The organism is Solirubrobacter deserti (assembly GCF_027587175.1).
Lineage (GTDB): Bacteria > Actinomycetota > Thermoleophilia > Solirubrobacterales > Solirubrobacteraceae > Solirubrobacter > Solirubrobacter deserti.
The window spans coordinates 1-13,142 of record NZ_JAPCID010000091.1; the positions used below are offsets into that span (position 1 = coordinate 1).

The window sequence follows — 13,142 nt, forward strand, 5'->3', positions numbered from 1 at the left end:
CCACACCCCCCCCGCGAGCCCTCCGCGGGGGCCGGCCAAGCTCGGGCGGAGGGTCGGGGCCGAGCCTGAGGCGCCGGCCCGCCCGGCCATGAAGGTCGCTCGGGCGGCCGCCGCCGCGCCGCCGGTGGTGCCGGTCGAGCCCGCGCCGGCCGCCGCCCCCACGCCCGAGCCCGCGGCCGAGCCGGTCGCGGCCGAAGCGCCCGAGCCGGTCGAGGCCGAAGCACCGCGGCGCGGCATCTTCCGCCGCTTCATGGACGCAGTCACCGGTGGCGGCCCGGACGATGAGCCGACGGCGGCCAACCCCGACCCCGCGGGCTCGCCGGGCGACGCGACCGAGTCCGGCTCCCCCGCGCTCGCTCGGTCGGTTGCGCCCGCGGCGTCGCCGGAACCCGCCCCGGCTGCCGCGCAGCCGACGCTTGCTCGCTCGCCGCAGCCGACCAGCGGCGCGGCCTCGGCCCCGCAGCCGACCCTCGCACGCGCCACCCAGCCCGCAGCCGGGAGCTCGTCGCCGCAGCCCACGCTGGCGCGCTCGGCGCAGCCCACCACGACGGGCGGCGCCGCGTCGTCGGCTCAGCCGACCCTCGCGCGGACGGTGCAGCCGGCCGCTTCGTCGGGCCGGCCCGCGCTCGCGCGCGCGGCGGACGACGAGGACGAGGAGACGCCCGGCGGGGACGGGCCGGCCGCGGCGACGAGCGCGCCGGCTCCGGCCGACGACGCGTCGACTCCGTCGCCGTCGGCCGCGGGCGGCGAGGCCCCGGCCGACGAAGCCCCGACTTCCGACGCCGCCCCGGATGCGCTCGCGAACGAGGAAGAGGGCGAGGAGCAGCCGACGCTCGCGCGCTCCGCGCAAACTGGCGCCGAGTCGACCAGCGCCGGACAGCCGACGCTCGCGCGCACCGCACAGGCCGGCGCGGAGACGACCGGGACCGCCGAGCCGACCCTCGCGCGCACCGCACAGGCCGGCGGCGAGACGACCGCACCCGGACAGCCGACCCTCGCGCGCACCGCACAGGCCGGCGGCGAGACGGCCGCGCCCGGACAGCCGACGCTGGCGCGCACCCCACAGACCGGCGGCGCACAGCCGACCCTCGCGCGCGCAGCGCAGACCGGCGCCGGGCAGCCGACCGTCGCGCGCACCGCGCAGACCGGCGCGGCACAGCCGACCCTCGCGCGCTCCCCGCAGGCCGGCGAGCGGCCGACCCTTGCCCGATCGACGAGGACCGACGCCGAGCGCGTCGCTTCCACCCAGCCGACCCTCGCGCGCGCCGCGCGAACCGGCGCCGAGACGCTCGGGCTCGATACGGAGAGCTCGTTCGCGGGCGGCCCCACGCTCGCGCGCAGCGCGGCGCCGGAGCCGGCCGCGCCGACGACGGCGGGCGGGCTCGCGCCGGCCGCGTTCACGGGCGGGCCCTCGATCGCGCGCGCCGCGTACGAGTCCGCGCCCGCCACGCTCGCGCGGTCCTCAGCCCCAGGCGCCCCGGCGCCGCTGGCGCTTGCGCCGAAGCCGTCGGCTCCCGCGGGCGCGAACAAGCGGATCGCCGCTCCCGCCGCCGGCGCGGCGGCCGCGGCGCCCGCCGCCGCGCCGATGGCCGCGCCGGAGCGGCCGAACCTCGAGCTGGTCAGCGACACGCCGCAGATCGCGCGCAGCGCCGCCGAGCGGCTCGCGGACGCGACGGGCGGCGCGCTCTCCAACCAGGGCGAAGGCGGCCTGCGCACGGTGCACTTCCCCGCCCCGGGCGAGGACGGGCCGCCGCAGATCACGCAGCAGGCGCCGATCACCATCTCCCGCGAGCTCGCGGACCCGGCGCCGGCGTCGACGCCCGCGACCGAAACGCCGTCCGGGCAGCCCGCGCCCGGCGAGGACCCCAACAAAGCCCAAGACGAGGCCCATAAGCGCGAGGAGCTCTACGAGTACTTCCTCGACCGCTTCAAGCGCGATCTGCTCGCCGAGCGCGAGCAGATGGGCCACCTGATCATCGACAACCCGTAGCGAGCCGCCCATGCCACCTGCCAGCGGAACAGCCGAAACGAACCCGCCCGTCCAGCACGCGAAAGCGTTCAGCGTGAGCATCCCGTCGCTCACACTGGAGGTCGGGCTCTTCACCCAGGTCACGGGTCTGTCGGCGCAGGTCGACGTGATGGAATACCCGGAGGGCGGCATCAACACGTTCGTGCACCGCCTGCCGACGCGCATCAAGCAGGGCAACATCACGCTCAAGCGCGGCGTCACCAAGGAGAAGGCGCTGATCGAGTGGTTCCAGAAGTCGGTGGTGAAGGTCCAGCCCACCGACCTGTCGATCAACGTCCTGGACGAGCTCGGCAACACCGTGCAGTCGTGGTCGTTCCGCAACGCCTACCCGGTCAAGTGGACGGGCTCGGACCTCAACGCGGGCGGCAACGAGTTCATGACGCAGTCCCTCGAAGTCGCCCACTCCGGCATGAAGGTGATGTAGCGAGATGGCCAGCGCACTGCCCGAGAACTTCGTCCGCGCCTACCTCGAGATCGAGGGCGGCAAGAAGCTCGACTGCTACTTCAACCCGACCGAGTACTCGATCGCGAAGACGAACACCTGGGAAGCGGAGAAGGTCAACGGCAAGTCCTCCCCCAACCAGAAGTTCACGAGCGGCAACCCGCGCAAGCTCGAGCTGAGCCTGCTGTTCGACCAGACGTTCCCGCCGTTCACGATGTCGGTGGGCGAGGCGACCGCGATGCTGCTCGACGCGATGGAGGTCCCGTCCGGCCAGAACGCGGGCGCGCCGACCGCCGCGCCGCCGTTCATCACCTTCGGCTGGGGCAAGCTCAAGTTCAAGGGCGCGTGCACGAGCCTGACCTGCACGTACAAGCTGTTCACACCCGAGGGCCAGCCGCTGCGCGCCGACGTCAAGCTCAGCCTCACGCAGACGGGCGAGCCGCCCAAGGGCCAGAATCCCACGACCCGCGCGCAGGCCGGCTTCGGCGTGCACCGCATCAAGGACGGCGACACGCTCCCGTCGATCTCCTACGACACGTACGGGGACGCCACGCAGTGGCGCCTGATCGCCGAGGCCAACGGCGTCGACAACCCGCTGCACCTGCGCCGCGGCCGCTCGCTGTCGATCCCGAGCATCGAGAACTGATGCCGCCGCAGACCGGAACCAAGTCCGAGCAGCACGTCGCCTCGATGACGGTGGCGGTCGACGGCCAGCCGCTCGACCCCAAGTTCCGCGACTTCCTGCACGAGGTCAAGGTCGTCGACAGCCTCATCCTGCCGGACACGGCGCTCGTCCGGATCACGGACCCCAAGGGCGAGAACATCGACACGAACCCACTGAAGATCGGCGCCAAGCTCGAGATCAAGGCGGGCGAGCTCGACGCCAAGTCGACCACGACGATCTTCAAGGGCCAGATCGCGGCCGTCGAGCCCGAGTTCACGCCCCAGGGCGTCGTGATCTCCGCGCGAGCGTACGACGAGGCGCACAAGCTCAACCGCCAGAAGAAGACGCGCACCTTCCAGCAGGTGTCGGCCTCCGACATGGTCAAGAAGGTCGTCGGCGAGTCCGGGCTGGCGGCGGGCAAGATCGAGGCGACCAGCGTCGTCCACGAGTTCTTCCAGCAGAGCAACGAGACCGACTGGGACTTCCTGTGGCGGCTCGCGCTGATGCACGACTTCGAGGTCGTCGTGGTCGACGGCAAGCTCGACTTCCGCAAGGCCAACGTGGCCACCGGCGCGGTCAAGAGCCTGCGCTGGGGCGAGAACCTGACGACGTTCCGCCCGCGCATGAGCGGCGTCCAGCAGGTCGACACCGTGCAGGTGCGCGCCTGGGACCCGAAGAACAAGCAGGTCGTCAACGGCAACGCGAGCAACGCGCAGACGACGTCGCAGGCGGGCGTCCAGCGCAGCTCGGTCGCCAACGACCTCGGCGGCGGAAAGACGATGGTCGCCGACCGCATCGCGGCCAACAACGGCGAGGCGAACGAGATCGCCAAGGCCACGCTGCAGCGGATGGCGGACGCCTTCTACGAGGCGGACGGCGTCGCGCTCGGCAGCCCGGAGATCAAGGCCGGGGGCAAGGTCAAGATCGAGGGCGTCGGCACCAAGTTCGGCGGCGAGTTCACCGTCTCCTCGAGCACGCACACCTACCACGGCCACCGCGGATACAACACGAGCTTCCAGATCTCCGGACGCAGCGCCCGGACGCTCACCGAGTTGATCCGCCCGCCCGCCAACCGCGAGTGGACCAACTCGCTGGTGGTCGGCGTGGTGACCAACAACAACGACCCGGAGCAGATGGGTCGCGTCCGCGTCAAGTACCCGAGCCTGTCCGACAGCGAGGAGTCGGCGTGGGCGCGCGTCGCGACCCCGAGCACGGGCAACGCCCGCGGCCTGCTGATGCTCCCGCAGGTCAACGAGGAGGTCATCGTCGGCTTCGAGCACGGCGACAGCCGGCGCCCGGTGGTGCTCGGCTCGACCTTCAACGGCCGGGACAAGCCGGGCCCAGACCTGCTCCAGAACCGGGACGGATCCTTCGCGGTGCTCAGCAACGAGAAGATTCACCAGCACTCCAAGAAGGACTTCGAGATCAAGTCCGACCAGAACATGGTCGTCGAGATCAGGCAGGACGAGAAGACGACGGTCAAGGGCAACTCGACCCACGACACGACCGGCAACAACAAGCAGAAGGCCCAGACGTTCGTGGTCGAAGCGGGCTCGAGCATGACGGTCAAGGGCGTCTCGGTGAACGTCGAAGCGACCGCCGCGCTCACACTCAAGGGCGCGACGGTCAACATCCAGGGATCGGGCCCCGTAAGTATCAAGGGCATGCCGATCAACATCGGTTAGGGTCGAACGCGTGACGGAGATCATCGGATCCGGCCTCGCCTTCCCGCTGCAGGTGGACCGCCGCGGCGGGATCGCGCTGGCCAAGGACGAGCAGGACATCGAGCAGGCGATCCAGCTCATCCTCGGCACAGCGCCCGGCGAGCGCCCCATGCGCCCCGAGTTCGGCTGCGGGGTGCACGACTTCGTGTTCGACTCGATCGACGCGAACACCATCGGCAGCATGGAGCAGGCGGTCCGCGACGCACTGGCCCGCTGGGAGCCGCGGATCGAGGTGGAGCGCGTCGACTTCGACGGCTCGGACGCCGCGAGCGGCCTGCTCACCATCGACATCGTCTACAAGGTGCGCGCCACCAACACGTCGCGCAACCTCGTGTACCCCTTCTACGTGATCCCCGCGGAGGAGATGGAGTGAGGCTCCCCGAGATCCAGCTCGACGACCGCCGCTTCCAGGATCTCGTCTCCGAGGCCCGCACGCGCATCGCGCGCTCGTGCCCCGAGTGGACCGAGCACAACGTCTCGGACCCCGGCATCACGCTGATCGAGCTGTTCGCGTGGATGACGGAGATGACGATCTACCGGCTCAACCGCGTGCCGGACAAGCTCCATGTCGCGCTGCTGGACCTGCTCGGGATCCGCCTCGACGGCCCCTCCGCCGCCACCACGAGCCTGCGCTTCCGGCTGGCGGACGCGCCGAGCGAGCCGATCCTGATCGCGGGCGGCGACACCGAGGTCGGCACGCCGCGCACCGCCCAGGACGAGTCGGTGATCTTCCAGGTCGACGAGGACTTCACGATCCCGTCCATGACGCCCGCGGCCTACGTGCTGCAGCGCGTCGGGCAGACGCCCAAGAACGTCGGCGTGGCCGACGGCGAGGCGCGCCCGCAGGGCTCGGACCAGCTTGCGTTCGGCACGCCGCCGCAGGTCGGCGACTGCCTGTACCTCGGCTTCGAGGACCCGCTGGACCGCCTGATCATCCAGATCGACGTCGACGCCTCGCAGGCGCGCGGCGCGGGCGTGAACCCGGAGGACCCGCCGCTGCGCTGGGAGGTCTCCCAGGGCGACGACGAGTGGCTCCCGGCGACCGTGCTCGAGGACCTCACGGGCGGCTTCAACTACGGCTCGGGTGTGGTGGAGCTGGAGCTGCCGCCGCGTTCGGCGATCGCCCCGATCGCCGGCCAGCGGCTGTACTGGCTGCGCTGCCGGATCACCGAGACGACGGCCAGCGGCCGCGAGGGCGCGACCTACTCGCACGCGCCGGAGATCTACTCGATCACGGCGGTCCCGATGGGCGCGCGCCTGCCCGCCACGCACGCGTCCCTGGTCGAGCGCGAGATCCTCGGGTCCTCCGACGGCACGCCCGGGCAGATCTTCCCGCTGCGCCACCACCCGATCCTCAAGCTCGACGCGAGCGAGACGCTCGAGGTCCAGGACCCGGACACGGGCGACTGGGTGCGCTGGGAGTTCCGGACCGACTTCGTCGGCTCGACCGAGCACGACCGCCACTTCACGGTCGACCTGGTGTCCGGCGAGGTGGAGTTCGGGCCCGCGATCCGCGAGACCAGCGGGCGCTGGATCCAGTACGGCGCCGTGCCGCCCAAGGGCGCGATCCTGCGCTTCACCAAGTACCGCCACGGCGGCGGGCGCGACGGCAACGTCACCGCGAACTCGCTGAGCGTGCTCAAGAGCACGATCGCGGGCGTGGACACGGTCACCAACCCGGACGCGGCCTCCGGTGGCGTGGACGCCGAGATCCTCACGCACGCGCGCCAGCGCGCGTCGATGGAGATCCGCTCGCGCTATCGCGCCGTGACGGCCGAGGACTTCGAGTTCCTGGCCGGTGAGGCGAGCCCGCGCGTCGCGCGCGCCGTCTGCATCCCGCCGCGCGACGGCGGCCCCGTCCCGCTGCACCTGATCCCGCGCATCTACCCGGCCGACCGGCGCCTGCACTTCGAGGAGCTCGTCCCGGAGCCCGAGCTGCTGAGCGAGGTCGGCGAGTACCTCGACGAGCGGCGGCTGATCGGCACGAAGGTGGAGCTCAAGCCGTGCCGGTTCCGGGGGCTGAGCGTCGTCGTGAACCTGCAGGCACGTCCGCTTGCGGACACCGCGCGCGTCGAGCAGGACGTCGCGCACGCGCTGTACACGTACCTGAACCCGCTGGTAGGGGGAAATCCGACGGGCCCCGGCGCGGGCTGGCCATTTGGGCGGGCGCTGAACCAGGGTGAGCTTTACGGTGTCGTACATGCCGTCGAAGGCGTGGAGTTCGTGCGCATCCTGCGTCTCTACGAGACCAACCTGGAGACGGGCGAGCAGTCGGCCAAGCCGGCCGGCACGCACATCGTGCTGGAGCCGGACGAGTTGATCGCCTCCGGCCTGCACATCGTCAAGGCCACGCACCGCGAGGATTAGTGAGCACAGGGCAGTACAAGGGGCCGGAGGAGAGCTCGAACGGTCACGGGACCGATCTCGAGCTGTCCACCGACGGCAACGGGAACGGCTATCGCACGTTCTCCGGCGCCGGCTTCGGCACCTTGATGATGCAGCTGTCGCTGGGGCCGAAGGAGACCCCGCCGGTCGCGTCTTCGCGCGCGTACCTGCGCAACGGGCTGCCTTCGCTCTACCAGGACGGCGACTTCGGCATGCGGTTCATCGGCTCGCTCGAGGAGCTGCTGGACCCGATCGTCGCGGTGCTGGACGCGCTCCCCTCGCACTTTGACCCGAACCTCGCGCCGCCGGACATCCTGAGCCTCCTGGCCGCGTGGCTGGGTGTCGACCTCGACGAGACGCAGGACATCAAGCACCAGCGCGAGATGGTCCGGCGCTCCGCGGAGCTGGGCCGCCGGCGCGGCACGGTGAAGGGCATGGAGCTCGCGCTGCAGCTGCACTTCCCGGGCGTGCCGCTGCGCGTGGAGGACAACGGCGGCGTCACCTGGCACGGCAAGCCGGCCACCGATGGGAATACCGCGTCCTCGGATTTCGTCGTCTACTGCGACAAGCCCGTGGACGCTGACATGCAGGCGGCCGTCGCCCGCATCATCGAGCAGTACAAGCCGGTGCACGCTACGTACCGGCTGCGCGTCAAGGCAGCAAAGAAGAAGGTCGAGTCATGAGGACGTGTCAGAGCTGCGGCAAGGAGAACCCTGCGGACCAGGACTTCTGCAGCTGCGGTGAGTACCTGCGCTGGGAGCCGACCGGCTACGCGATGCCGGCGATCACCTCCGACCAGGTCGAGCCCCAGCCCAGCCCGGCCCCCGCTCCCGCTCCGCCGCCGCCTCCGCCGCCCGTCGTGACGCCGGCCGCGCCGGTCGCGCCCGAGACCGGCAACGGCCTTGGCAACGGCCACCACACGCCCGAGGTCGCCCCTCCGCCGCCGACGCCGCCCGCGCCGGTTCCCGCCGTCGCGCCGCCCGGCGCGCGCCCGGTGGCCAAGACGATGGTGCGCAACCTGCCGGCGGTCCCCGTGGACGCCCCGGTGCCCGCCGTCCCGGCCCGTGGAGGCGGCACGCCGCCGCCGCGCGTCGCCGACCGGCGTGACGAGCTGCCCGCCGAGCCGGCGACGATCGTGCTGCGCGAGGGCGAGCAGGGCGACTACGCCAAGGGTGGCGTGCTCGAGCACACCGTCGAGCCGGGCGAGCGCGGCCGCGTGCTCGCGCTGATCCGCAACCAGAGCGGCATCGTCGACAACTACGATCTGCGCGTCGAGGGCCTGCCGGAGGGCTGGTGGTCGATCCACCCCGGCACCGTCTACCTCGTGCCGTTCGGCGCGGGCGGGACCTACGAGCAGGAGGTCGAGGTCCACCTGCACCCGCCGCGCGGCCCTGAGGCCGAGGCGCGGCTGTGGGAGCTCAAGGTCGTCGCGGACTCCAAGGCGAGCCGGATCGTCGCCGCCGCCGCCCCGCTGCACCTGCACATCGGCCCGTATGAGGACACGGCCACCGCGCTGCGCCCGCAGCGCCGCCGCGGGCGCCGCAAGGCCACCTACGACGTCACGGTCCTCAACAAGGCCAACGCCCCGGTGCTCGTCGCGCTCGACGGCGAGGACCCCGACGGCGAGCTGCAGTTCGGCTTCAACCGGCCGCCGCAGGAGATCCCCGCGGGCGGGTCGATCACGACCCAGATGCAGGTCAAGCCGCCCAAGCAGATCTGGATCGGCCGCGGCAAGGACCGACAGCTCTCGATCGAGACGATCACGGGCGACGAGGCCGCCAAGCGCGCGGCCGCGCAGCCGCTGGGCGCCGAGGTGCTCGACGGCGTGGACACCACGCCGCCCAAGAAGAAGTGGTACAAGCGGCGCCCCCGGGCGAACGTGCCTGGCATGTACCCGCCGCGCGTGTACAAGCCGCAGCTGTACCCGCCGGACGTCCAGATGGGCCCGGGCGGGCTCCAGATCCGCATGCCGCAGATGCGCGGTCCGCAGTTCGCGGGCCCGCAGATGAAGAGCATGAACGCGGGCTCGATGATGAGCGGCGGGCTGAAGATGCCCACGCGCGGCGGCAACAAGATCACCGGCCCGCTCGCGCCCTCGCAGGGCGTGTTCCGCCAGCGGCCGTGGATCCCGTGGTGGTCGCTGCTCGTCCTGGCGCTGCTGATCCTGCTGCTGTTCCTGCTCTACCGCTCGCTGCCGCAGAACGTCGCGGTGCCGGACGTCAAGGGCGCCGAGTCGGCGTTCGTGGCCGAGGAGACGCTGACCAAGTCCGAGCTCAAGCTGGACCCGTCGCAGAAGACGAAGGTCGACGACTCCAAGCCGGCCGGCTCCGTGATCGACCAGACGCCGAAGGCCGGCGAGGAGGTCGAGAAGGGCACGCCCGTCACGGTGCTGATCGCGGTCGGCTCGGGCAAGCTCGAGGTGCCCGACCTGACCGGGATGACCACGGAGGATGCGAACCGGACCCTGCGTGAGAAGGGCCTGACCCTCGGGCAGTCCTCCCCGGCCGACGCGGACCCGAAGGCGCAGATCGAGAGCCAGATCCCGGCGGCCAAGGAAGTGGTCCAAAAGGGCGAGCCGGTCGACATCTTCTTCCCGGACCCGAGCGCGAATGACGGCGGTGGCGACGGCGAGGGTGACGGTGCCGACGGCGAGGGCGGCGGTGGCGGCGGCGGTGGCGGCGACGACGCCAAGGGCGCCGGTGCCGAGATCACCATGCCGCCGATCGGCAAGGACGACGTCGAGACCTACGCCAAGAAGGTCGCCGACCTCGGCGTCGTGCCCAACACCGTCAAGCGCTTCAACGACGCGCCGGTCGGCCGCCTGATCGGCGTCCAGCCCGAGCCGGGCACGAAGGTCAAGAAGGGCCAGAAGGCGCAGCTGTTCGTCTCCGCCGGGCAGCCGCAGCTGGTCTTCACCAACGGCAAGAACGTCCTGCGCGTCAACGGCGCCAACGGCACCCGGCTGGACCCGGTGGCCGACGACGACGCCGAGGAGACCGACCCCGCGTGGAGCGCGGCCGGCGACCACGTCGCCTACTCCGCCGACGGCCAGATCATGCTCAAGGAGATCTCGAAGGAGAACTCGGACCCGGTGGCGCTCGGCCCGGAGGGCGGAAACGACTCCAACCTCGCGTGGGCGCCGACCGCGGACACCAACGTGCTCGCCTTCACCCGCTCCAGCGGCTCGGACGTGGACCTGTGCCTGGGCAAGATCAACTCGAACGGCATGGACGCGAACTGCCTCGCGGAGCCGTCGTTCTCGCCGTCGCGCGTCGTGCGCTGGGCGCCGGACGGCAAGACGATCCTGGCCTTTGCGGGCAAGAACGACCAGAGCGCCGCGGGGATCGTGCGCTGGCGCCTCAAGAACGGCCGCGACCCGTTCTCCTCCAGCCCCGGCGACTGGACCAAGGGCCGCTTCGTGTCCGACATCGAGCGGCCGAACAAGATGACGATCGATGCCGCGATCTCGCCCGACGGCAAGCAGATCGCGATGATCTCCAACCACGGGTCCTCGCGCTTCACGCTGTTCATCGGCGACGCCAAGAACGGGTTCGACATCGAGAAGGCGAAGAAGACGTCCGTGCGCGCGTGCAAGGTCGTGTGGCGCAGCGACGGGCAGGAGCTGCTCGTCATCCAGGCGGACGCGACGTGCCTCGAGGACGTCGGTGCGCTCGTCCGCGTGCCGGTCGGCGCCCTGCGCGAGGGCGAGACCGTCAGCCCGGGCGGCGACGACATGGTGTACCAGCCGCTGACGCTCGGGGGCTGATCTGCGGTGCTGTGCCCCAGCTGCCGTCGCCAGCTCGAGCGCGGAGCGAGCTACTGCGGCAGCTGCGGGGCGCCCCTGAACGGGGCGCCCGCCCCGCTGGAGCTCGTGCTGGACGGCGGGCAGCGGGTCCCCGTGGTGTCTGAGCTGGTGATCGGTCGCGCGCCCGGCTCGACGGTCCTGCTCGACGATCCGTCGGTGTCGCGCACGCACGCGCGGATCACGGCCGACGCGGTGCTCGAGGACGCGGGCTCCTCGCACGGGACGTGGCTGGACGGGGTGCGCGTCACGGGTCCGTCGCCGCTGCGCGACGGGGCGAAGATCAGGCTCGGGGACGCGGAGCTGCGCGTGGAGCGCCGGCGCGAGGCCGCCGAGGCCGGGCGGACGATGTTCGTGCCCGCGGGCGCGACCGCGTTCGCGCCCGCGGTCGGGACGGGCGGCACCCAGTTCGGGATGCGGCCGCGCGTGCGCTCCGGGTACGCCCTCAAGCGGCTGGACGCGTCCGAGGGGCGCCAGCGCTGGGTGCTCAAGGACACGCGCAACGGCACCTTCCTGCGGCTCTCGGACAACGACGCGTGGGTGTTCGAGCGCCTCGACGGCACCCATTCGCTGCTGGAGCTGATCGCGCTGTGCGAGCAGCGCTTCGGCTCGACAGGATCGACCCGGCTCGTCCGGTTGCTGACCGACCTGGGCGAGCGTGGCTTCCTGTCGGGCGTGGCCGGCGGACAGCCGATCGCGGAGGCGCCGACCTCGTGGTGGCGCAAGCTGATCCAGCCGCGGGAGAAGATCTTCACCGGCCTCGGCCCCACGATCGAGGCGATCTACCGCGGCGGCGGCTGGGTCTTCTTCACGCGTCCGGCGCTGATCGTGCTCGGGGTGCTGGGCGTGCTCGGGCTCGGCGCGTTCATCTACCTGATCGCGGGCCGCTATGGGACGCCGTTCGTGGTCGCGTCCAAGATCGGCTGGGGCGGGCTCGTGTTCCTGCTCGGTCGCTTCGCCGTCGTCGGCGTGCACGAGCTCGCGCACGGGCTGACGATGGCCTCCTTCGGGCGGCGCGTGGACAAGGCGGGGCTGAAGGCGATCGCGATCTTCCCGTACGCGTTCGTGGACACGAGCGAGGCGTGGTTCGAGCCGCGGCGGCGGCGGATCGCGGTCAGCGCGGCCGGGCCGGCGTCGGACTTCAGCCTCGGCGCCGTGTTTGCGCTGTGCGCGCTGCTGCTCCCCGAGGGGACCGTGCGCGACATCTTCTTCAACCTCGCGTTCGCGGCCTACGTCGGCGCGTTCTTCAACCTCAACCCGTTCATCGAACGCGACGGCTACCACATCCTCGTCGACGGCTTGAACGAGCCGGGGCTGCGCCGGCGCGCGAAGGAGCAGTTCGACCGGCGCATCCGCGGCGAGGGCCGGCGCGAGAACGACTCCCCGGTGCTCGCGCGCTACGCGCTGTTCGGGCTCGGCTGGTCGGTCGTGATGGCGCTGTTCGCGATCGCGATCACGTTCCGCTACAAGGACATCTTCCTCGACTACGCGCCTGCGTCGGTCGTCTACGGCGTGATGGGAACGCTGTGGGTCGCGTTCTTCGCGCCGGTGTTCTTCGTGCTGGGCAAGCCGCTCTGGGAACGCTTCCGAGGGAAGAAGTAGCCGGTGGCCGCCACCCCTTCCGAAGCCGATGTCGCCGCCCGGCTGATCGAGCGGTTGCTGGCCGACCCGGGCTTCCGCGCGCGCTTCCGCCGCGACCCGGTCGGGACGTGCCGCGAGGCCGGGCTCGAGCAGCTCGCGCAGGAGATGTCGCTCGGCGGCGGCAAGGCGTTCCACACGCTGGACATCCGCGAGTCCAAGTCCTCGCTGGCGGGCGTGATGATGGCGGCCGCCATGGAGGGCGTCGGCATCTGGCACTTCTCCGAGAACGTCGTGCCGAACCTCGGCGAGCTGCCGGGCAAGGTGGCCGACGTCGTCTCGCGCGTGGACCTGCCCGCGATCCCGAGGATCGGCGGTGACGGCGACGCTCCGCCCAAGCCGGTGGCGCCGGCCGAGCCGGACGCGCCGCCGGCCGCCCGCGCGGGGCAGGACGTGCCGGCGTCGGACGTGCCGGGCGGAGCCGGGGGGCCGCGGGTGCCGGGGGTCGCGCCCCCCCC

Annotated in this window: 8 protein-coding genes and 2 pseudogenes; all 10 read left to right on the top strand. The window is 71.9% G+C overall.

The features are described 5' to 3' along the window. Positions 1 to 1,990: pseudogene (locus tag OJ962_RS33420) on the top strand (hypothetical protein); the annotation flags it as partial. A 73-nt stretch (positions 1,991 to 2,063) separates the two neighbouring features. Further along, positions 2,064 to 2,453, top strand: a complete 390-nt coding sequence (locus OJ962_RS33425; RefSeq protein WP_270006916.1) for a phage tail protein — start codon at positions 2,064 to 2,066, stop codon at positions 2,451 to 2,453. Positions 2,454 to 2,457: 4 nt separating this feature from the next. Next, positions 2,458 to 3,117, top strand: a complete 660-nt coding sequence (locus OJ962_RS33430) for a CIS tube protein (protein WP_202956767.1) — start codon at positions 2,458 to 2,460, stop codon at positions 3,115 to 3,117. Continuing rightward, on the top strand, positions 3,117 to 4,820 hold the full coding sequence (locus OJ962_RS33435; RefSeq protein ID WP_202956766.1) for a VgrG-related protein: 1,704 nt from the start codon (positions 3,117 to 3,119) through the stop codon (positions 4,818 to 4,820). Before OJ962_RS33430 ends, OJ962_RS33435 begins: the two co-directional genes overlap by 1 nt. A gap of 10 nt (positions 4,821 to 4,830) precedes the next feature. Continuing rightward, the gene (locus tag OJ962_RS33440) at positions 4,831 to 5,232 is read left to right on the top strand and encodes a GPW/gp25 family protein (protein WP_202956765.1); all 402 of its coding nucleotides are present in this window, start codon (positions 4,831 to 4,833) and stop codon (positions 5,230 to 5,232) included. Beyond that, on the top strand, positions 5,229 to 7,226 hold the full coding sequence (locus OJ962_RS33445; RefSeq protein ID WP_202956764.1) for a putative baseplate assembly protein: 1,998 nt from the start codon (positions 5,229 to 5,231) through the stop codon (positions 7,224 to 7,226). The genes OJ962_RS33440 and OJ962_RS33445 overlap by 4 nt, the downstream gene beginning before the upstream one ends. Then, positions 7,226 to 7,927: a phage tail protein gene (locus tag OJ962_RS33450; RefSeq protein ID WP_202956763.1), complete on the top strand. Its 702-nt coding sequence runs from the start codon at positions 7,226 to 7,228 to the stop codon at positions 7,925 to 7,927. The genes OJ962_RS33445 and OJ962_RS33450 overlap by 1 nt, the downstream gene beginning before the upstream one ends. Beyond that, positions 7,924 to 11,010 (top strand): PASTA domain-containing protein, encoded by a 3,087-nt coding sequence (locus OJ962_RS33455; protein ID WP_202956762.1) that lies wholly within the window; start codon positions 7,924 to 7,926, stop codon positions 11,008 to 11,010. The genes OJ962_RS33450 and OJ962_RS33455 overlap by 4 nt, the downstream gene beginning before the upstream one ends. A gap of 6 nt (positions 11,011 to 11,016) precedes the next feature. After that, positions 11,017 to 12,648 carry an FHA domain-containing protein gene (locus OJ962_RS33460; protein ID WP_202956761.1) on the top strand — a complete coding sequence of 544 codons (1,632 nt, stop codon included), beginning with the start codon at positions 11,017 to 11,019 and terminating at the stop codon, positions 12,646 to 12,648. Positions 12,649 to 12,651: 3 nt separating this feature from the next. Next, positions 12,652 to 13,142 (top strand): annotated as a pseudogene (locus tag OJ962_RS33465) (hypothetical protein); the annotation flags it as partial.

Bases quoted from the DNA above. Each gene is read 5' to 3' on its own strand.
- OJ962_RS33430 (WP_202956767.1), top strand. From the start codon at position 2,458: ATGGCCAGCGCACTGCCCGAGAACTTCGTCCGCGCCTACCTCGAGATC.
- OJ962_RS33435 (WP_202956766.1), top strand. From the start codon at position 3,117: ATGCCGCCGCAGACCGGAACCAAGTCCGAGCAGCACGTCGCCTCGATG.
- OJ962_RS33455 (WP_202956762.1), top strand. From the start codon at position 7,924: ATGAGGACGTGTCAGAGCTGCGGCAAGGAGAACCCTGCGGACCAGGAC.